20 protein-coding genes, 1 tRNA gene and 1 pseudogene are annotated in these 20,080 nt (G+C 70.0%); 13 read left to right on the top strand and 9 right to left on the bottom strand.

What is annotated here, in order from left to right:
* The first annotated feature begins 39 nt into the window (after positions 1-39).
* From ACGFNV_RS31110 to ACGFNV_RS31095, 4 genes are all read left to right on the top strand, one after another.
* A complete protein-coding gene (locus tag ACGFNV_RS31110) occupies positions 40-1,281 on the top strand; it encodes a helix-turn-helix domain-containing protein (RefSeq protein ID WP_393626939.1) in 1,242 nt (413 codons plus the stop codon).
* A 99-nt stretch (positions 1,282-1,380) separates the two neighbouring features.
* Complete coding sequence (orn, locus tag ACGFNV_RS31105) at positions 1,381-1,989, top strand: oligoribonuclease (RefSeq protein ID WP_393626937.1); 609 nt, start codon at positions 1,381-1,383, stop codon at positions 1,987-1,989.
* Positions 1,990-2,098: 109 nt separating this feature from the next.
* Positions 2,099-2,171, top strand: a tRNA-His gene (locus ACGFNV_RS31100).
* A gap of 93 nt (positions 2,172-2,264) precedes the next feature.
* Positions 2,265-2,750, top strand: coding sequence for a GNAT family N-acetyltransferase (locus ACGFNV_RS31095; protein WP_393627323.1), 486 nt, complete (start codon positions 2,265-2,267; stop codon positions 2,748-2,750).
* Between the two features lie 88 nt (positions 2,751-2,838).
* Here ACGFNV_RS31095 and ACGFNV_RS31090 read toward each other — a convergent pair whose 3' ends face one another.
* Positions 2,839-3,870, bottom strand: a complete 1,032-nt coding sequence (locus tag ACGFNV_RS31090; RefSeq protein ID WP_393626935.1) for a helix-turn-helix domain-containing protein — start codon at positions 3,868-3,870, stop codon at positions 2,839-2,841.
* Positions 3,871-3,977: 107 nt separating this feature from the next.
* Between ACGFNV_RS31090 and ACGFNV_RS31085 the strand changes: the two genes are divergently transcribed.
* Together ACGFNV_RS31085 and ACGFNV_RS31080 are read left to right on the top strand one after the other, a co-directional pair.
* Positions 3,978-4,874, top strand: coding sequence for an alpha/beta hydrolase (locus ACGFNV_RS31085; protein WP_393626933.1), 897 nt, complete (start codon positions 3,978-3,980; stop codon positions 4,872-4,874).
* Between the two features lie 77 nt (positions 4,875-4,951).
* Entirely contained in the window at positions 4,952-5,341 is a 390-nt protein-coding gene (locus tag ACGFNV_RS31080) for a cupin (protein WP_393626932.1), read from the top strand.
* A 401-nt stretch (positions 5,342-5,742) separates the two neighbouring features.
* Here ACGFNV_RS31080 and ACGFNV_RS31075 read toward each other — a convergent pair whose 3' ends face one another.
* The 3 genes and pseudogenes from ACGFNV_RS31075 to ACGFNV_RS31065 form a co-directional block, all read right to left on the bottom strand.
* The gene (locus ACGFNV_RS31075) at positions 5,743-6,051 is read right to left on the bottom strand and encodes a hypothetical protein (RefSeq protein ID WP_393626930.1); all 309 of its coding nucleotides are present in this window, start codon (positions 6,049-6,051) and stop codon (positions 5,743-5,745) included.
* A gap of 115 nt (positions 6,052-6,166) precedes the next feature.
* Positions 6,167-6,705: pseudogene (locus ACGFNV_RS31070) on the bottom strand (GNAT family N-acetyltransferase).
* Positions 6,690-7,958 (bottom strand): XRE family transcriptional regulator, encoded by a 1,269-nt coding sequence (locus tag ACGFNV_RS31065; RefSeq protein WP_393626928.1) that lies wholly within the window; start codon positions 7,956-7,958, stop codon positions 6,690-6,692. The pseudogene ACGFNV_RS31070 and the gene ACGFNV_RS31065 overlap by 16 nt, the downstream one beginning before the upstream one ends.
* A gap of 157 nt (positions 7,959-8,115) precedes the next feature.
* Here ACGFNV_RS31065 and ACGFNV_RS31060 point away from each other — a divergent pair, with 157 nt between their 5' ends.
* Positions 8,116-8,616: an ATP-binding protein gene (locus ACGFNV_RS31060; protein ID WP_393626926.1), complete on the top strand. Its 501-nt coding sequence runs from the start codon at positions 8,116-8,118 to the stop codon at positions 8,614-8,616.
* 2 nt (positions 8,617-8,618) lie between these two features.
* Here the strand turns inward: ACGFNV_RS31060 and ACGFNV_RS31055 are convergent, their stop codons facing one another.
* Positions 8,619-9,005, bottom strand: coding sequence for a VOC family protein (locus ACGFNV_RS31055; RefSeq protein WP_393626924.1), 387 nt, complete (start codon positions 9,003-9,005; stop codon positions 8,619-8,621).
* Positions 9,006-9,218: 213 nt separating this feature from the next.
* On the bottom strand, positions 9,219-10,274 hold the full coding sequence (locus tag ACGFNV_RS31050) for a LacI family DNA-binding transcriptional regulator (RefSeq protein WP_393626922.1): 1,056 nt from the start codon (positions 10,272-10,274) through the stop codon (positions 9,219-9,221).
* Between the two features lie 369 nt (positions 10,275-10,643).
* Between ACGFNV_RS31050 and ACGFNV_RS31045 the strand changes: the two genes are divergently transcribed.
* From ACGFNV_RS31045 to ACGFNV_RS31020, 6 genes are all read left to right on the top strand, one after another.
* Positions 10,644-11,963 (top strand): extracellular solute-binding protein, encoded by a 1,320-nt coding sequence (locus ACGFNV_RS31045; protein WP_393626920.1) that lies wholly within the window; start codon positions 10,644-10,646, stop codon positions 11,961-11,963.
* A 5-nt stretch (positions 11,964-11,968) separates the two neighbouring features.
* Positions 11,969-12,985 (top strand): carbohydrate ABC transporter permease, encoded by a 1,017-nt coding sequence (locus ACGFNV_RS31040; RefSeq protein ID WP_393627321.1) that lies wholly within the window; start codon positions 11,969-11,971, stop codon positions 12,983-12,985.
* A gap of 11 nt (positions 12,986-12,996) precedes the next feature.
* A complete protein-coding gene (locus tag ACGFNV_RS31035) occupies positions 12,997-13,905 on the top strand; it encodes a carbohydrate ABC transporter permease (RefSeq protein WP_393626918.1) in 909 nt (302 codons plus the stop codon).
* 108 nt (positions 13,906-14,013) lie between these two features.
* Positions 14,014-15,444 (top strand): GH1 family beta-glucosidase, encoded by a 1,431-nt coding sequence (locus ACGFNV_RS31030; protein ID WP_393626916.1) that lies wholly within the window; start codon positions 14,014-14,016, stop codon positions 15,442-15,444.
* 140 nt (positions 15,445-15,584) lie between these two features.
* Positions 15,585-15,800: a type II toxin-antitoxin system VapB family antitoxin gene (locus ACGFNV_RS31025; RefSeq protein ID WP_393626914.1), complete on the top strand. Its 216-nt coding sequence runs from the start codon at positions 15,585-15,587 to the stop codon at positions 15,798-15,800.
* On the top strand, positions 15,797-16,219 hold the full coding sequence (locus ACGFNV_RS31020; protein WP_393626912.1) for a PIN domain nuclease: 423 nt from the start codon (positions 15,797-15,799) through the stop codon (positions 16,217-16,219). The genes ACGFNV_RS31025 and ACGFNV_RS31020 overlap by 4 nt, the downstream gene beginning before the upstream one ends.
* A gap of 15 nt (positions 16,220-16,234) precedes the next feature.
* Here ACGFNV_RS31020 and ACGFNV_RS31015 read toward each other — a convergent pair whose 3' ends face one another.
* The 3 genes from ACGFNV_RS31015 to ACGFNV_RS31005 form a co-directional block, all read right to left on the bottom strand.
* Positions 16,235-18,241: a beta-galactosidase gene (locus ACGFNV_RS31015; RefSeq protein ID WP_393626910.1), complete on the bottom strand. Its 2,007-nt coding sequence runs from the start codon at positions 18,239-18,241 to the stop codon at positions 16,235-16,237.
* Positions 18,238-19,554: a glycoside hydrolase family 36 protein gene (locus ACGFNV_RS31010; protein WP_393626908.1), complete on the bottom strand. Its 1,317-nt coding sequence runs from the start codon at positions 19,552-19,554 to the stop codon at positions 18,238-18,240. The genes ACGFNV_RS31015 and ACGFNV_RS31010 overlap by 4 nt, the downstream gene beginning before the upstream one ends.
* Before the next feature lie 25 nt (positions 19,555-19,579).
* Positions 19,580-20,080: carbohydrate ABC transporter permease (locus ACGFNV_RS31005; protein ID WP_393626906.1), on the bottom strand; the 501-nt coding region annotated here is incomplete at its 5' end.

Below are 20,080 nucleotides of genomic sequence, written 5' to 3'. Positions count from 1 at the left end.
CAACCGAGGAGCCGCGACCACCGAGGGGGGCTTAGCAGTATGAGCCACGACTCCACTGCCGCGCCGGAAGCCGCGGCCCGGAAACTTTCCGGGCGACGCCGCAAGGAGATCGTCGCGGTGCTGCTGTTCAGCGGCGGCCCCATCTTCGAGAGTTCCATTCCACTGTCGGTGTTCGGGATTGACCGCCAGGACGCCGGCGTGCCGCGCTACCGCTTGTTGGTGAGCGCAGGCGAGGAGGGCCCGCTGCGGACCACAGGGGGCCTGGAACTCACCGCACCACATGGCCTGGAGGCGATCTCCCGGGCAGGCACGGTGGTCGTGCCCGCCTGGCGTTCGATCACCTCGCCGCCACCGGAGGAGGCGCTCGACGCACTCCGCCGGGCACACGAGGAGGGCGCCCGCATCGTCGGGCTGTGCACCGGGGCCTTCGTGCTGGCGGCGGCGGGTCTGCTGGACGGCCGTCCCGCGACCACACACTGGATGTACGCACCGACGCTGGCCAAGCGCTATCCGTCGGTGCACGTGGATCCGCGCGAACTGTTCGTCGACGACGGCGACGTCCTGACGTCGGCGGGTACGGCGGCGGGCATCGACCTGTGTCTCCACATCGTGCGGACGGACCACGGCAACGAGGCGGCCGGCGCGCTGGCCCGCCGCCTGGTGGTCCCGCCGCGCCGATCCGGCGGCCAGGAGCGCTATCTCGACAGGTCTTTACCAGAGGAGATCGGTGCCGACCCGCTCGCCGAGGTCGTCGCCTGGGCGCTGGAGCACCTCCACGAGCAGTTCGACGTGGAGACGCTGGCCGCGCGCGCGTACATGAGCCGCCGTACGTTCGACCGCCGCTTCCGGTCCCTGACCGGCAGCGCGCCGCTGCAGTGGCTGATCACGCAGCGCGTCCTGCAGGCCCAGCGCCTGCTGGAGACGTCGGACTACTCGGTGGACGAGGTGGCGGGCCGCTGCGGCTTCCGCTCCCCCGTCGCGCTGCGGGGCCACTTCCGCCGCCAGCTCGGCTCGTCCCCCGCCGCCTACCGGGCCGCGTACCGCGCCCGCAGGCCGCAGGCCGACAAGCCGACGGACGGCGAGGCGCCACCGCCGCCGGTGACCGGCGCCCCGGGCCTCCCCCCGGCCGGTCTGCACCCGGAGAGCGCGGTACCGCTCCAGGCCCGACGCACGGCGGCCACCGCCGGCATCGGCCTGCAGTCGGACCACACCCGCGACCACGCCCGCGAGGCGTACGTCCCGAGCCGGGCGAGCCTGCCCGGGCAGCGCAGCGGGACGTGAGCTGAGCCGAGCGGAGAAGAGCGGAGAGCCGACCGGGGTCCATGGCACATGGGCCCCGGTCGGTGCCTTTCCGGTGAACCTCAGCCTTAGGGTGGTCGCATGAACGATCGCATGGTGTGGATCGACTGCGAGATGACCGGCCTCTCGCTGTCGGACGACGCGCTCATCGAGGTTGCCGCCCTCGTCACCGACTCCGAACTGAACGTGCTCGGCGAGGGCGTCGACATCGTCATCCGGCCGCCCTCCAGGGCACTGGAGACCATGCCGGAGGTGGTGCGCCAGATGCACACCGCGTCCGGCCTGCTCGACGAGCTGGCCGGCGGCACGACGCTCAGCGAGGCCGAGGAGCGGGTACTGGCCTACATCCGCGAGCACGTGAAGGAGCCCGGCAAGGCGCCGCTGTGCGGCAACTCCGTGGGCACGGACCGCGGCTTCCTGCACCGCGACATGCCGACGCTGGAGAGCTACCTCCACTACCGGATCGTGGACGTCTCCTCGGTGAAGGAGCTGGCCCGCCGCTGGTACCCGCGCGCCTACTTCAACAGCCCCGAGAAGAACGGCAACCACCGCGCCCTCGCCGACATCCGCGAGTCCATCGCGGAGCTGCGCTACTACCGCGAGGCCATCTTCGTACCGCAGCCCGGCCCGGACTCGGACACCGCGAAGACGATCGCGGCGAAGCACGTCCTGCCTGCTCAGCAGGCGTGAGCTCGGTCCGCGAGGGGGCGCCGCGAAACGTGTGCGCGAGCACCCCTTCGGACCCTGTACACTTTTTCTCGGCCGGTCGGGGAGAAGATTCCTCGAAGCGCCGGTCATGGTGGGTGTAGCTCAGCTGGTAGAGCACCTGGTTGTGGTCCAGGATGCCGCGGGTTCGAGTCCCGTCACTCACCCTGAGTAATCAGCCGGTGACCCTGGAAACAGGGTCACCGGCTGATTCGCTTTTCGCACGGAAACGCCGGGGAGCCACCGTTCAAGCCGAGCCGATCCACACCGACCGCCTCGACCTCCTCCCGCTGGGCGTCGAGCACGCCCACGAGATGGCGGTCGTCCTGTCCGACCCCGCCCTGCACGCCTTCATCGGCGGCGAGCCCCTGGCCCCCGACGCCCTGCGGGCCCGCTACGGGCGTCTCGTCGCCGGCTCCCCGGATCCGTCCGTGTCCTGGTGCAACTGGGTCCTGCGCGCGCGCCGCGAGGTGCAGCTCGTCGGGACCGTCCAGGCCACGATCACCGCGCGGGGCGCCGCCGAGATCGCCTGGGTGGTCGGCACGCCCTGGCAGGGCCGCGGCTACGCCTCGGAAGCGGCGAGGGGTCTCGTCGAGTGGCTGCGCGACCACCCCGTCCACACGATCGTGGCCCACATCCACCCCGCCCACACGGCCTCCGCCACCGTGGCCGCGGCCGTCGGCCTCTCCCCCACCGACGAAGTCCACGACGGCGAGCAACGCTGGCGACTACGCCTGCACCCGTGACCCCGTCGCCGACTGTTCCCTGCGCCGAGTCGACTCCCGGGCCCGGGCCCGGAGGAGGCACCGAACACGCCCGGACCGTGGGCCTTCCTCAGTCGTTGAGCAGCCGCCATGTGGTGAGGGCGAGCCCCGCCCGTATCAGGCCAGCGGGCTCGGTGAGTTCGATGCTCAGGGTCTTGCCGATCTGTTCGAGGCGGCGCGCAACGCTGCTGTGGTGCAGGTGGACGAGGTCGGCGGCCTTGCGGAGGGAGCCGGTGGCACAGTAGGCGTCCAGCGTCTCCAGATCTTGCTGGCTGTCGGCGATGCGGGCGATCGCGGCCACGTCGGCGTTGTCGCGCGCGCTGTCCTGGGGGACCTGCGCGAGCAGCGCCAGCACCCCGAGGTCGACGTAGGAGGCTATCGGGCGGCGCGGGGTGGTGAAGCGGAGAGCGGTGCGGGCTTGCCGCCAGGACAACTCAGGGCTTTCGGCGGCACCGATGCCCGCACGTACACCTGCTGGAAACCGGCCCTGGTCCACGGTGGTCGCCAGAATGACACCCACGTCGGCGAGCGGTGCCGCCTTGACCGTGCGAGCCGGGCAGATCAGGGTGCCGACCTGGTCGAGTGGAAGCGGTGAACGGACGGCGACGACGCGGACCGGTAGGTCGGCGGCGAACCCCAAGAGCCGTAGCGCCCGGGTTCGGGCCGCCTCGTCGCTGTCGGAGCTGATCGCCAGTTCGACGAGGGCGGGGTCTGCCATGGTGGTGCGCGCTGGGCCGTAGCGCTCGACGACCGCGGTGGCGGCGAGGGCGAGCCGGTCCAGGAGCACTTCGTCGAGCGGACCGGGCGGGCCGGGGCGTTCCAGCCACGCCGTGCCGATCTCCTCCTCGTCGAGTGTGATCGGCGCCGTGGTGGACGCAGGGCGCGGCGGAGCGGGCGTCTGCCCGTCGGGCGAGTTGCGGATCACTCTCCCCGTGCCATGGAGCCGAATCCCGACCACACACCCGGCCAGCCCCGCTGAGGCTCGGGCGAGTGCGGGGAGATCCACCCGTCGGCGCATCAATGTGTCGTAGAACGCGACGACGCGAATTGCGCCTTGGGCGTGTGAGTCCAGGTGCGACAGCCGTTCAGCGAGAGCCTCCATAGCGCAAGGGTAGGAGCTGTTCGGTGCGCCGGTCGGTGCGTAACTCAGTCCAGATACGCGACAGTTGGCGGCTGACCCCTTGGGTGCTGACGACGAGGATGGTCGTCATGGATCCCGAACTCGAAGCGTTCGTCCCACTGGTCCCGAAAGCCGACCTGTCCGACCCGGTCACCGACCGCGAGAACTACGCCGCACGAGCCGCCGCGGCACCGGCGCCCGACACATCAGGAATGGAGATCGAAGACCGTACCGTGCCCGCCGATCCGGACGTGCCGGTGCGGATCTACCGCCCGAGCGGGGCACAAGGCACCCTCGTCTGGCTGCACGGCGGAGCCTGGGTCATGGGGGACCTGGACACCGATCACCACTTCGCCGCCCGGATCGCGGCCGAAGCCGACACGGTGGTGATCTCGGTGGACTACCGCCGATCTCCCGAGCACCGGTTCCCGGCCGCCCTGGACGACACCTACGCCGTACTGACGTGGGCGGCCGAGCACGCGGCTGAGCTGGGCATCGACTCGAACCGGATCGCCGTCGGAGGGCACAGTGCCGGCGCTGGGCTGGCAGCCGCGGTGGCGTTGCGGACGCGTGATCAGCAGGGGCCTGTCATCCGCTTCCAGCTGCTCAATCAGCCCTTGCTCGATGACCGTCAGGAGACGTGGTCGCAGCGGAACTTCACCGATACGCCCTTGCATGATCGCGACACACTCACGGCAGCGTGGCGGCACTACCTGGGGTCCCGACCCGCCACACCGTACGCCGCCCCGGCCCGGGCCGACGACCTGTCCGGCCTCCCCCCTGCCTACGTGGCCACGGCGGAGTTCGATCCGCTCCGCGACGAGGGGATCACCTACGCGCTGCGTCTGCTGCAGGCGGGCGTCCCGGTCGAGTTGCACCAGTGGCCGGGCACCTTTCACGGCTCGCTGGCGGTCCTGTCCGCCGAGGTGTCGCAGCGGCAGTTCGCCGAACTCGGCGCAGCCCTGCGCCGTGCCCTGGCCCAGTAGGCGGCCGCGGCCGACCGTACCGCCCCAAGCCCTACAACTCACCAGCTGAACGACGACCACAGAATGGATGTCCTGGCATGACCGTCACCCCGATCGATCTCTTCTCCTCCTTCATTCACCTTGGCCCGAGCGGCCAGGTGCGCGCCGAACAACCCGTGTTCGACCCCGAGCGGGACGGTTGGCAGATGATGACCTTCCATGTGGAGACCGACGCCGACGTCCACGCTGACCATTGGGAAGTCCACTCCGCCGCGGACGAAGTCGTGTCCTGCCTCACCGGCGGGATACGTCTCTGCTTCCGCCCGGAGCAGCCGGGTGAGAAGGAGGAGGAGATCAAGCTGGCGGCGGGAACGGCCGCCATCGTCCCGCGCGGGCGATGGCACCGCATCGCACTGGACGGCCCCAGCGACATCATGTCCGTCACCCTTCCACGCGGCAGCCGCCTGGAGCAGCGCACCGAAACCTAGCCGGGCCCTCACAGCCGGCCCTCAACCGCAACGACACTCGACCCAGGCGGCCCGCCCACACCTGCCCGTGCCCTGCTGACAGCCTCGCGTGCACCGACTGCGAGGGGCCTCGCTGAGCTGGTCGTGGACCATGCAGATCACGGCGTTCACCTCGGTGCGGACCTTCGCTTCGATCTCGTCGTCCGCGAAGAATTCGAGGCCCGGCACCTCTCCCCTGTCGTAGGTGATCGGGTCCGGGCCCCAGCGGGTGTTCCCAGCGCGCAGTGAGTGGTGATCGAGCCCTCAAGACGCTTCACTTGGGCGCGTGCCCGCCGGGGCGGCGACGCAGCCGCATCCGCCTCCCGCGCGATCTGCGGCTGGTGAGGGGTCCGCCCGAATCAGCGCCTGGGCAGACATGGCCGTCACCCTTCGGAGGCGGTCTCCCGGATCAGCGGCTCGAACTCCCGCCGGACGTAGGCGTCGAACGGCTCCGTCAAGGCGCCGTCGATCACCCGTCGTACCCCGTGCTCGGCGGCGAACTCCTTGAGCGCTGCGCGGGAGTCCGGCGCCACGCCCCCACCAATGATCAGCACCGCGAACTCCTGGGCCTCCAACAGCTTCCGAGCCTCCTCGTCGGCGGTCACCCCCTCCGCGTCGAAGCCGTCCGCGCGCAGCGTGTCCAGCACCGCCGTCACCCTGGCGGGCATCCTCCCCAGCACCAGCGTCCTCATGGCCGTTCCTTTCCGGTACGTCGACATCGGCACACCCGAACGTAGGAGCTCAACCGGACTTGAGGTCAACCGTTCCCCATCAGTGAGCACGAGTGAGTCTTGGACCCCTGCCCGGTCACTGCGGCAGCGGCAGCTCGGCCAGCATCACGGCGTACACAGGTGAGTCCGGGAAGGGCTGCCGCTCGCCCCCCTCCGAAAGCCCCAGGACTCGTAGAGCTTCTGGACTCTGGGGTGTGTGACGTCCACCAGGAGGACGGCCAGGTCTTCGTCCCGGTTGTCGAGCAGAGCCCGGGAGAGGAGGTCGGCAATCCCCTGCTTCCGGTACGCCTGGCGGACGGCCAGCTCGGAGTACGAGAAGGTCCTGGATTTCTCCGGCGTCTCGTCCATGCACTCCCGCCACCACTCGCGGCCCCAGTTGGCGGGCGCTCCGTACGCGAAGCCCACCGCCTGCTCACCGTCGTACGCGATCACGCAGGCGAAGCTGGGGTTCCCGCCCCAGTGGTCGACGAACCAGGGAAAGCGCTTCTTGAAGTCGTCCTGCATGGCCTCGCCCTGGGCATCCGCGTGGATGTCGATGATCGTTTGCCGGATCTGCGGCAGGTCGTCATGGGTGAAGTGACGGACGTCCAAGTCGGCCATCAGGCTCGGCTCCATTCGGATCGATAGCGGTCTCCCCACTCTTGTGCGACCCGCGCGTCCGGCACAAGAGTGATCAAGTCGCGGTAGAAGTCTCCGAGCAGCGACCGCAGCCGGCCGGGGATCGGATTGCCGGACATCAACTCGAAGACCGAGGCCGCCGCAGTGGTCGCCTGCTCGACCTCGCGTTGGTGGACTTGGGCAAGAGCGAGCCGCGTGGTGGCCAGCGCGCGGTTGCGGCGGAAGTGCCTGGGGATCGCGGAAAGCGCCTGATGAGAGGCAGCCTCGGACCTGGCAGCATCTCCGATCCGGCCCCACACGATGGCCTTGATGGCGGTCAGCTCGGCCACCCCGTAGAAGCTCACCCAGCTCGGCCGCGGCTCGTCCGGCGGCGCCTTCTCCAAGGCCTCGTGGGCGTATCCCAAGGACCGGATGGCGGCCTGGCGGTCACCGACGTTGGCGTGGGCGACAGCAGTACGGGCGTGGGCGAGCGACCCGTAGAAGGGGTCTCGCCGGGCGATGACCGTCGCCTGGGCCGCATATCCGGCGTCCACGGCCTCGGTGTGCTGGTCCCGCTGACGGGCGAGCATGGCGTAGGAGTTCCAGACCCGCATCTGCGCGACGGGGTCCTTGGCCATCCCTGCGAGGTACAAGGCGCGGTCCAGACGGGTCTGGGCCCGGTCGAGCTGGTGGCCGTCGATTGCGGCCCAAGCGGCCGTGGCGATGTAGTTGGCGGCCACCGAGAACAGCCGTTGGCGGATACGCTGGGAGGCGGCCAGTCCGACCTTCTCCAGGGCCTCGTCCGCTCCCGCCAGGGCGGCCCGCTCCAGACCCTCGTGACCTCCCCTGGCCGCGTCCAGGGCCATCAGGGCATCCAAGCCGCTGCGGAGGCGGATCACGTCGGAGGTACCGACGGAGGTCGGTCGTGAGTCCACGATCGGCGTCACGACAACGGCGGCGGCTGTGCCGGTGGTGGCGGTGAGGAAGTTCCTGCGCCTCACGGGAGACTCCGGTTCGCTGTCGGGCGGGCCTGCCGTTGGTGGGCTGAAGCCCAGCGCTTCGGCCGTACATCCGAATACTGCCTCCAGCGCCTCGCGTTGACGCGGGTGAGGCCAGTGGGTCTTTCCAGTCAGCCAGTTGCGCACCGTCCGGTCGCTGACGGTGCCGTCGTAGCCGTGCAGACGCAGGTACTCGTTGACGGCTTCGGCTGACTCGCCCTGCTTGAAGCCCGCTTCCCGCATGGCGCTGTTGAGGCTCGCGTTCCCCTGCACGCACCCACGGTAGCCATCGATGCGCCATCGGTGACGGCAGAAGCGGGGAAATTTCCGGTCGTGCCCGACGCACACCCGGCCGACCTTTCCTCCTCGGAGCAGACGACTGGTCGTTGACTGAACCAAGGCCGGGTACACCGACTCCCCTGAGGTTCAGATGATCGTGTCAGCGAAGCCGCACCACACCGGGCACCCCGGATACTCCGAGACACTCCCGGGTGTTGAGGAGAGCGCCGCGACCGCCCGCAAGCTCGTACGAACGGCTCTGGCCGTCTGGAACCTGGAGGAGCTGACCGACACCGCGACACTGCTCGTCTCGGAACTGGTGGCCAACGCGGTCAAGCACACCAACAGCCGCGTGATCCGGGTCGTCATCACCAGGCCGAGCGAGCGGTACGTGCGGATCGGGGTCGTCGACAAGGCCCGCACGCTACCGGAGGTGGCCAAGCCCGGTGACGACCTCCTCACCAGCGGCCGGGGTCTCCTCCTGGTCGATGCCCTGGCGGAGCGGTGGGGCACCGACCTCTACCGATGGGGCAAACAGGTCTGGGCCGAGGTGTCCAGCGAGCCGGCGCGGAGAGCGGGAAGACACCCACGGCATGGGTTGGCGACCGGGCTTACGACACCGGTGCGGGCAAGGAAGGAACGAGAGGCGTGATTTCACGAGCGCATGACGCAGAACTCGTTGCCATGGGGGTCCTGCATCGTGATCCAGTCCTCGTGCACGGCCTGAACCGTTGCCCCGAGCGCACATAGCCGCTTGACCTCTTCGGCAGTATCGGTCGTGCTCAGGTCGAGGTGGACCCGGTTCTTGGCCCGCTTGTCCTCTGGCACCCGTTGAAAGAAGATGCGGGGCAACCTGCTGTCCGTGCCAACGAGCAGGACAGTGGGATCGTCCTCCGGGTCGTCGATCCCCAGGGAGCGCAGCCTGGTCAGCTCCTCGTCGTCGTACGGCGCGATTTCATAATCGTCCAGAGCCTGCGCCCAGAATCGAGCGGCCGACGCCGGATGAGGGCTGTCGAAGACAATGTCTTTGATGGATGCCACAGGACTCCTTCAGGGACGGATGACGTCAGCGAGGTGCTTCGAGTGAAGAGCAGGAAGCTGATGTTGGCCGCGTTGTTCACCCCCGTGTCGCAGGCGAATCGGCGCTGACCGACGATCACCTGCCACCAATCCAGGGCTCCGAACGGTGCGATCCCCTCAGCCCCGCGACTACGTCGTCGATGGCTTGCCAGGTATGCCCCGGGCGCGCCGCCCTCAGGACGACGCCCGAGCCACCAGCTCCGTAGCCAACACCACCTGCCGGCGCTCCAGCCCCCGCGACGCCGCAGGCCGGCGGTCCGCGATCTCCGCGAGGAGGAGGTCGAGCATGCGGCGGCCCATCTCCTCGATGGGCTGGCGGACGCTGGTGAGGGGCGGGTCCATGTGGCGGGCGATGGCGGAGTCGTCGTAGCCGACGAGGGCCACGTCGTCCGGGATGCGGCGGCCCGCTTCCCGCAGGGCCTGGCGGGCGCCGGCGGCCATGACGTCGGAGCCGGCGAAGACCGCGTCGAGGTCGGGGCGGCGCTCCAGCAGGTTGTGCGTCGCCCTGCTGCCGCCCTCCTCGGTGAAGTCGCCGGGTTCGAGGAGGAGTTCGTCCACGACGTGGCCCGCGTCGCGCAGGGCGTCGCGGTAGCCGTCGACGCGGCGCTGGGCGCCGTAGACGTCGAGGCGGCCGGTGATGTGGGCGATGCGGGTGCGGCCCCGGTCGAGGAGGTGCTCCACGGCCGAGCGGGCGCCGCCGTAGTTGTCGGAGTCGACCGAGGTGAGGGTCTCCGCGGCGGACCTGGGGCCGCTGATCACCGCGGGGATCTCCAGCTGCGCGAGCAGGTCGGGCAGCGGGTCGTCGGCGTGGACGGAGACCAGCAGGACGCCGTCGACGCGGTGGGCCGCCAGGTACTGGGCGAGACGGCGGCGCTCGCGGTCGTTGCCGGCGAAGATCAGCAGCAGCTGCATCTCGGTGTCCGACAGCTCGGCCCCGACGCCCTTCAGCATGTCCGAGAAGTAGGGCTCCGCGAAGAAGCGGGTCTCCGGCTCGGGCACGACCAGGGCGATCGCGTCCGTCCGGTTCGCGGCCAGGGCGCGCGCGGCCGTGTTGGGGACGTACCCCAGCTCGGCGACGGCCGCCTCCACCGCCGCGCGGGTCGCGTCGCTGACCCGGGGCGAGCCGTTGATCACCCGGGAGACCGTGCCGCGGCCGACGCCGGCGCGCGCGGCGACCTCTTCGAGGGTGGGCCGCCCCCCACTCCGGTTCCGCGCTCCGTGGCTTGCCATGGGCTCCGCCTCCTGTCGACCCTACCGATGGCCTGGAATTTAACAGTCCTGTCCGTGTCGGTGACCGGCACGGGGGCTGCCGCCCCTGTCGTCCACCCAGTGGACCCATTTATGTCAATTCGGGCGGAATGTTCGCCACCCCCTGGAGTTAGTTAACAGCCCGATAACTGAACACATCTCTCCGCGCCCACTCCCTTGACACCCCCGCTCGGACCGACGACTCTTCAACACATCACTTGTGGGAGCGCTCCCACGGTACCTGAGACATACACATCCCGCACGTTCCCCGCCCGAGCCGCAACGAGAACTAACGGGCCCAACCACGCAGTTGGCCGGGGGGTCGGCACGTCAGGGCAACAGGAGGACGCAATGCGAGCACGTACCCGAATCGCCCGCAAGGCGCTGGTCCTCGCGGCCGTCGCGTCGCTGGGCACCGGGCTGCTGGCCGGCTGTGCCGACGACGGCGGCGACGACAGCGACAGCTCGTCGTCGGGCGGCGGCAGCGGCAAGACGAAGATCACCCTGGGACTCTTCGGCAGCTTCGGCTTCGAGGAGGCCGGCCTGTACAAGGAGTACGAGAAGCTCCACCCGGACATCGACATCCAGCAGACCGTCATCGAGCGGAACGAGAACTACTACCCGCCGCTGGTCAACCACCTCACCACCAACAGCGGCCTGCAGGACATCCAGGGCATCGAGGTCGGCAACATCGCCGAGGTCGTCGAGAAGTACTCCGACAAGTTCGTCGACCTGTCGAAGTACGGCAAGGAGAGCGACTACCTGCCCTGGAAGTGGCAGCAGGGGACCGCGAAGAGCGGTACGACGGTCGGGCTCGGCACCGACGTCGGTCCGATGGCCATCTGCTACCGCAAGGACCTGTTCCAGGCGGCCGGTCTGCCCACCGACCGCGAGCAGGTCGGCAAGCTGTGGGCGGGCGACTGGGCGAAGCTCATCGAGGTCGGCAAGGACTACAAGGCGAAGGCCCCCAAGGGCACCACCTTCCTGGACTCCCCCGGCGGCCTGTTCAACGCCATCATCGGCAGTGAGAAGGAGCGGTTCTACAACGCCTCCGGCGAGGTCGTCTACAAGACGAACCCGGCCGTCAAGAAGGCGTTCGACCTGACGGCCGAGGCCGCCGAGGACAAGCTGGTCGGCAACCAGACGCAGTTCCAGCCCGCCTGGGACACCACGATCGCCAACGGCAAGTTCGCCGCGATGGCCTGCCCGCCGTGGATGCTCGGCTACATCGAGGGCAAGTCGAAGCCGGAGAGCGCCGGCAAGTGGGACCTGGCCGTGCCGCCGAAGGCCGCCAACTGGGGCGGCTCCTTCCTCAGCGTGCCGAAGTCGGGCAAGCACGCCGAGGAGGCCGCGAAGCTGGCCGCCTGGCTGACCGCGCCCGAGCAGCAGGCGAAGCTCTTCGCCAAGCGCGGCAGCTTCCCGACCGCGCAGGCGGCCTACGACCTGCCGCTGGTCAAGGACGCCAAGAACAAGATGACCGGTGACGCCCCGATCGGCCAGATCTACGCGCCGCTGGCCAAGGAGCTCCCGGTCCAGGTGGTCGGCGCGAAGGACCAGATCATCCAGCAGGGCCTGACCGACAACGGCGTCATCCTGGTGACGCAGGGCAAGTCGCCCAAGGACGCCTGGGACAACGCGGTCAAGACCATCGACAACAACCTGGAGAAGTGACCGGTATGTCCACCCGGCACGACACCGCCGCCGCGCCCCCCGCGAAGGAGGGGGGCGCGGCCCCGGCCCGTCCGTCCGCCGACGCCGTGCCGCCGGACGACGAGAGGAAGCGCGCCCGGCTCTCCCGTCGCTGGCAGCGGGACGTGCGCTGGAGCCCGTACGCCTTCGTCTCGCCCTTCTTCCTGCTGTTCGCGGCGTTCGGCCTGTTCCCGCTGATCTACACGGCGTGGGCCTCGCTGCACGCGGTGGAGCTGACCGCGCCCACCGACATGGAGTGGGTGGGCCTGCGCAACTACACCCGGATCTTCGACGACGACTTCTACTGGAACGCGGCGAAGAACACCCTGACCATCGGGATCATCTCCACCGTCCCGCAGTTGATGATGGCGCTGGGCATCGCCCACATCCTCAACTACCGGCTGCGCGCCTCGACCTTCTACCGGGTCGCGATGCTCGCGCCGTACGCCACCTCGATCGCGGCGGCGTCCCTCGTCTTCGCCCTGCTCTTCGGCCGTGACTACGGCATGATCAACTGGGCGCTGGACCTGATCGGCATCGACAAGATCGACTGGCAGAACGAGAAGTGGCCCTCGCAGATCGCCGTCTCCTCGATCGTGATCTGGCGCTGGACCGGCTACAACGCGCTGATCTACCTGGCCGCGATGCAGGCGATCCCGCAGGACCTGTACGAGTCGGCGGCCCTCGACGGGGCCAACCGCTGGCGGCAGTTCCTCCACGTCACGCTGCCTTCGCTGCGCCCGACGATCCTGTTCACCTGCGTGGTGTCGACCATCGGCGCCTCCCAGCTCTTCGGTGAGCCCCTGCTGTTCGACTCCACCAAGGGTGCTTCCGGTGGCTCGCAGCACCAGTTCCAGACGCTCGGCCTGTACATGTACGAACAGGGCTGGGTGAACCAGCACCTGGGCCGCGCCTCCGCGATCGCCTGGACGATGTTCCTGATCCTGATCGTGATCGGCATCGTCAACTACGTCATCTCGCGCCGGCTGCGCGCCAGTAGTTAGGAGAACCGGCCGTGACGACGACCCTGACGAAACCCGAGGCCGACGCGGCGCCCGAGCCGCCGAAGCGTTCACGCGGCATGAAGGCGGCGCGGGCGGGCGGGCAGATGCACGCCGGTCCGGTGGCGTACATCATCCTCGGCGTGTTCACCATCGTGTCGCTGCTCCCGCTGGTGTGGACGGCGATCGCCGCCTCGCGCGACAACCAGCGCCTGGCGCAGAACCCGCCGCCGTTCTGGTTCGGCTCGGGCCTGTTCGACAAGCTCGAACTCGCCTGGACGGACGCCAACCTGGGCAAGGCGTTCCTCAACACCACGATCGTCGCCGGTGTTTCGGCGCTGACCATCGTCTTCCTGTCGACGATCGCCGGGTTCGCCTTCGCCAAGCTGAAGTTCAAGGGGCGCGGCGCCCTGATGCTGATCGTGATCGGCACGATGATGGTGCCGCCGCAGCTCCAGGTGATCCCGCTGTACATGATGGTCGCCAAGCTCGACTGGACCGACCAGCTGCAGGCGGTGATCCTGCCCTCGCTGGTGAGCGCGTTCGGTGTGTTCTTCATGCGGCAGTACCTGATCCAGGCCCTGCCGGACGAGATCATCGAGGCGGCCCGGGTGGACGGCGCGAGCAGCTGGCGCGTGGTGTGGCACGTGGTGTTCCCGACCGCGCGTCCGGCGATGGCGGTCCTGGGCATGCTGATGTTCGTCCAGACCTGGAACGACTTCCTGTGGCCCTTCCTGGTGCTGACCCAGAACGGCAACCCGACCGTTCAGGTCGCGGTCTCGGCCCTGGGCCGCGGCTACACCCCCGACCAGTCCCTGATCATGGCGGGTGCGCTGCTGGGCACGCTGCCGCTGCTGCTGGTCTTCGCGATCTTCGGCAAGCAGATCGTCGGCGGCATCATGCAGGGTGCCGTCAAGGGGTGAGCCCCTGCTTCCCCGGAGGGCCGAGCCACCGCCGTCTCGCCCTCCTCCCTTCCCGCCTCTCCCCTCCCCCAACCGTCGTTCTCCACGACTTCCTCTGGGAGCGCTTCCATGCCTGAGTCCGCACAGTCGGTGACCTTTCCTCCCGCCTTCCTCTGGGGCGCCGCGACCTCCGCGTACCAGATCGAGGGGGCGGTGCGGGAGGACGGCCGCACCCCCTCGATCTGGGACACCTTCAGCCATACGCCCGGCAAGACCGCCGGCGGTGAGACCGGTGACATCGCTGTCGACCACTACCACCGCTACCGCGACGACGTGGCGCTGATGGCGGAGCTGGGCCTGACGGCGTACCGCTTCTCGATCTCCTGGTCGCGGGTGCAGCCGACGGGCCGCGGCCCGGCTGTCCAGGTGGGCCTGGACTTCTACCGCCGCCTGGTCGACGAGCTGCTCGCGCACGGCATCAAGCCGGCCGTCACGCTCTACCACTGGGACCTGCCGCAGGAACTGGAGGACGCCGGCGGCTGGCCCGAGCGCGACACGGCGTTCCGCTTCGCCGAGTACGCCCAGATCGTCGGTGAGGCGCTCGGCGACCGCGTGGAGAGCTGGATCACGCTGAACGAGCCGTGGTGCAGCGCGTTCCTGGGCTACGCCTCGGGGGTGCACGCCCCGGGCCGTACGGATCCGGCGGCCTCCCTGCGCGCGGCCCACCACCTGAACCTGGCGCACGGCCTGGGCACGTCCGCGCTCCGGTCGTCGATGCCGTCGCGCAACACGGTGGCGGTCAGCCTCAACTCGTCGGTGGTGCGCCCGCTCTCGCCGAGCGACCCGGCGGACCTCGCGGCCGTCCGGAAGATCGACGACCTGGCCAACGGCGTCTTCCACGGCCCGATGCTGCACGGCGCCTACCCGGAGACGCTCCTCGCCGCGACCTCGTCGGTGACGGACTGGTCGTACGTCCTCGACGGCGACCTGCGCACCATCAACCAGCCGCTGGACGCGCTGGGCCTGAACTACTACACGCCCACCCTCGTCTCGGCGGCGGACGCACAGGTCCAGGGGCCCCGTACCGACGGGCACGGCGCGAGCAACCACTCCCCCTGGCCGGGCGCGGACGACGTCGCCTTCCACCAGACGCCGGGCGACCGCACGGAGATGGGCTGGACGGTCGACCCGACGGGCCTGCACGACCTGATCATGCGCTACACCCGCGAGGCCCCCGGCCTGCCCCTCTACATCACCGAGAACGGCGCGGCCTACGACGACAAGCCCGACTCGGACGGCCGCGTCCACGACCCCGAGCGGGTCGCCTACCTCCACGGCCACCTGGCGGCGGTGCGCCGCGCCATCGCCGACGGCGCGGACGTGCGGGGCTACTTCCTGTGGTCCCTGCTGGACAACTTCGAGTGGGCGTACGGCTACGAGAAGCGGTTCGGAGCGGTCTACGTCGACTACGCGACCCTGGCCCGCACCCCGAAGTCCAGCGCCCTGTGGTACGGCCAGGCGGCCCGCACGGGCACGCTGCCGACGGTGGAGACTGTCTAACCAGAAGCCGGGGGAAACCCGGGGGGACCGGGGGAAGGAGCGCGGCACGTCGTGGGGGCGTGCCGCGCTCCGGCGCGTGATCTGGTCACACCTCGCGCGATATCATTGATGGCACAGTTGATATACATGGAGGTGCCTCGATGAGTCGTACGGTGATAGACCTCGACGACGACCTGCTCGCGGACGTGGCGAAAGCCCTCGGCACCAGCACCAAGAAGGAGACGGTCAACACCGCGTTGCGCGAGGTGCTGGAGAACCGACGCCGTGCGCTGGCCCTCACCCGGTTGCGTGCCGCGGCCGGGGAAGGTGCCTTCGACCTCGATCTCTTCGAGGACAAGGGGAACTACCGGCGGTGAACGCAGCCCAGTACTTGATCGACACGAGTGCCCTCGCGAGGTTCCTGCGGGGCGACGCCGAGCAGTACGGCTGGGACCGGGCCGCCGCGGCCGGTCTCCTCGCGACGTGCCCGATCACCGAGCTCGAGTTCTTCTACAGTGCGCGCTCCCCCGAGGACCGCGCCCGCGGCATCGAGGACCTGCGGGTGCTCTTCGGGTGGGTCCCCGTCGACGATCGCGCGTACGACAGGGCATGGCAGGTCCAGGAAGCCCTGACCCGGCGGGGGCGCCACCGCAGCGCGGGCGCCGTGGACCTCGTCGTGGCCGCCACCGCCGAACTCCAGGGCCTGACCCTGCTGCACCGCGACCGCGACTTCGAGTGCATCGCCGCAGTCACGGGCCAGGCCCTCCAGTGGTACGGGCCCGACCCCGGTAAGTGATCCGCGCACCGACCGTCAGCGCGCCTCCCGGACCACGGCCACCCCGCCCGGCTGCACCCGCACCGAACCGTCGGCCGGCAGCTTGCCCGTGAGGAGTTCGACCGCGCCCGCCGCGACCGGTACCTCCGCGCCCAGGCCCAGGTGGTCGATGAGGAAGAGGTAGTCGGCGTCGGGGCCGCGGCGCAGGACGACCTCGATGCCCTGGGGGATGCCGGTGCGGACCGGTGTCACGCCCGCTTCGTCGGACGCGCGCTCGAGGAGGGCGGCCAGGGTGTCCGGGTCGGGCAGGGTGGCGACGTACCAGGCGGTGCCGGTGCCGTAGCCGTGTCGGGTGATCGCCGGGACGCCGGTCAGGGGGCCGTCCGTGAAGGCGGACACCGTCTGGGCGCCGGTCGGGCGCACCCGCTCCGACCACAGGGAACCCGTGCCGCCGCCTTCCAGGCCCACCGTCCGGCCCGGCAGCAGCGGGAAGTGTTCGTCCGTGCGCACCCCGAGCACCTCGCGGAACGCTCCGGGGTAACCGCCCAGCCGTACGTGGCAGTTCTCGTCGACCGCCCCGCTGTGGAAGCCGACCACCAGCGTGCCGCCGCGCTCGGCGAACGAGGTCAGGTTCGCCGCGCCCGTGTCGTCCACCAGGTACAGGCTCGGGGACAGGACCAGGCGGTACGCCGACAGGTCCGCGTCGGGGCGTACGAAGTCCACCGCTACGCCCGACCGCCACAGCGGCTCGTACCAGGAGCGGACCAGGTCGAGGTAGCGGACCTCCTCGCTCGGCTGGGAGGGGAGTTCCAGGGCCCAACGGGCGTTCCAGTCCCAGACGATCGCCGTTTCGGCGGTGCCGGTGCTGCCCCGCACCTCGGCCAACGCCTTGAGGTCCGCGCCCAGTTGGACGACGTCCCGCCAGATCGCGCTGTCGGTGCCGGCGTGCGGCAGCATCGCCGAGTGCCACTGCTCGGCGCCCGCCTTGGCGGCCCGCCACTGGAAGTAGGCGATGCCGTCGGCGCCGTGGGCCACGTGGGCGAGCGCGTTGCGTCTCAACTCGCCCGGTTCCTTCGCCCTGTTCACCGGCTGCCAGTTCACGGCACCCGTCGAGTGCTCCATCAGCAGCCAGGGCCCGCCCGCCAGGGAGCGTACGAGGTCGCCGCTCAGCGCGATGTCGATCTCCGACTCGGGGTCGGTGGAGCGGAGGTAGTGGTCGTTGGAGACGACGTCCAGCGCGGGCGCCCAGCGCCAGTAGTCCAACGAGTCGAAGTTGTACATCACCATGAAGTTGGTGGTGGCGGGGGTGTTCGGAGCGGCCTGGGCCAGGATCTCCCGCTCCGCCGTGCACAGCGACAGCAGCTCGTCCGAGCAGAACCGGCGCCAGTCCAGCCGGTGGGTCGGGTTCGGGACCGCGCCCGTGGCGCGGGGCGGGATGATCTCGTCCCAGTCGTAGTACCACTGGCTCCAGAAGGTGGTGCCCCAGGCGTTGTTCAGCGCCGCCAGGTCATCGGCGTAGCGAGCCCGCAGCCAGCGCCGGAACGCCTCCGCGCTGGTGTCGCAGTAGCACTCCGCGTTGTGGCAGCCGTACTCGTTGTGGATGTGCCACATCACGACCGCCGGGTGGTCGGCGTAGCGACGGCCCAGTTCGCCCGCGATCCGCAGGGCCGCCGCCCGGTAGGCCGGGCTGCTCGGGCAGAACGTCTGACGGCTGCCGTACGACAGTCGGCGCCCGTCCGCGTCCACCGGCAGCGCCTCGGGGTGGGCCTTGAAGAACCAGGCCGGCGGGGCCGCCGTCGGGGTGGCCAGGTCGGCGGCGATGCCGTGGATGTACAGCATGTCGAGGATGCGGTCGAGGCGCGAGAAGTCGTACGCGCCCTCGGCGGGCTCGAGCAGCGCCCAGGAGAAGATGTTGACGCTGACCATGTTCACCCCGGCCTCGGCCATGAGCCGCACGTCCTCGGCCCACACCTCCTCGGGCCACTGCTCGGGGTTGTAGTCGCCGCCGTACGCGAGTCCGGGCAGGGACAGGGCGCGCTTCACTCGGCACCTCCGGACAGCAGTCGGCGGGTGGTGTCGACGCCCCACTGGTCCAGGGAGAGCAGGCGGTCGCTGGAGGCCATCAGTCCGCCGGTGGCCTCCACGTGCGCCGCCCACTGTTCCCGGGTCTCCACGGCCGGGCGGGCCATCAGGCAGTCGGGGTCGTTGACCCAGAGGCGGCCGTGCTGCCACTGCCTGGCCGCCCCAGTGAACTCGGCGGGGTCCTGGCCGGGCTGGCTGTAGTCGTCGGCCTCGGGGCGGCGGTGCGGGGCCGTGTCGGGGCTGACGCGCATGGCGTCGAACAGGCCGATGGACGGCAGGATCGGCGCACCGCAGCCCAGCAGGTACGCGTCGGCGCCGATGGCGTCACGGATGAGCCGGATGCCGTCGCGGTACGCCTGGATCGGGTCACCCGTCCCGTGCCGTACGCCCTCCAGCGCCCCCGCGTACAGGAAGTCGACCTTGAAGTAGTCGTAGCCCTCGGCGCGCAGGGTGGCGTACACCTCGGTGAGGTACGCCGCCGCGTCCGGGTGCGTGGTGTCGAGCACGCGCAGGTCGTGGTCCCAGTTGTGGCCGGCGTGCGCGAAGCCGCCCGCCGTGTCGCGGACGAGCCAGTCGGGGTGCTCGGCGGCCAGGTCGCTCGCCGGGTCGACGAGGAAGGGTGCCGTCCAGATGCCGGCCCGCCGGCCGCGGGCCCGGATGGCGTCGGCGATGCCCGCGCGGGAGCGGAAGCGGCCGGAGAGGGTGAGCCAGTCGCCGAGGGCCTTCTGGTAGCCGTCGTCGATCTGGACGACGTCGACGGGCAGGTCGAGGGTGTCCATCGCGCGCAGGTTCTCGTGGATGTCGTCCTCGGTGACGGCGGTGAAGTACTCGTACCAGGAGCACCAGACCGTCGGAGCGGGGCGCGGCTCGTCGACGCCCAGGGCGTCGGCCCACTCCCCCAGCACCGACTGGACGTCCTCGCCGCTCCACTCCTTCACCGGGCCGTCCGCGCTGATCTCCGCCACGGACCGGTCCCGGACGACCAGACGGATGGACGGCACCTCCCGGAGGGGGTCCGCCGCCGCCCAGAGGCGGACCGGGGAGCCGTCGCCCGGGTCGAGCGCGAGCAGGCCCTCGCCCTGGAAGGCGCCCTCGGGGGCGGTGACGCCGGGCCGGTAGCAGACGGTCGCCCAGTTGGCGTTGGTCGGGCGGTACGGCGTCGTGCCGAGGGCGTAGGCGCCGCTCGGGCTCCAGGACTGCCAGCCTTCCTCGTGGACGCGGGCCCTGCGCGGGTCCACCGGCACGGAGGCGACCGGGGTGAAGGGGTGGTGCACGGGGGTCTCTTTCAAGGAGTGGGCGTCAGCCCTTGTTGGCGCCGAGGGTGAGGCCGCTGACGAACTGGCGCTGGAGTGCGAAGTACACGATGAGGGTGGGGATCGCGGTGAGGAGGGCGCCGGCGGCGACGAGGTTGGGGTCGGTGAAGTACTGGCCGGAGAGGTTGTTCAGCGCGGAGGTGATGGGCATGTTCTCGCCGGTGGAGATCAGCACGATGGCCCAGAAGAAGTCGTTGTAGATCCAGATGGACAGCAACGTCGCCAGGGCGGCCATGGCGGGTTTGCACAGGGGCAGCACGATCTGCCAGTACAGGCGCCATACGGAGGCGCCGTCAACGAGGGCGGCCTCGGTGAGTTCGTGGGGCAGGGAGCGCATGTAGTTGCTGAGCACGAAGGCGCAGAACCCGGACTGGAACGCGACGTGGATCAGCACGAGCCCGAGGGCGGAGTCGTAGAGCTTGCCGCTCATGGTGATGCCGGGCAGGTCGATGAGCAGGTACAGCCGGTACAGCGGGGTGATGATGAC

Origin of the sequence: Streptomyces sp. NPDC048751, from assembly GCF_043198595.1 — a bacterium.
Lineage (GTDB): Bacteria > Actinomycetota > Actinomycetes > Streptomycetales > Streptomycetaceae > Streptomyces.
Note: the sequence above shows the minus strand (reverse complement) of the source record. Positions and strands in the feature narration are given on the sequence as shown.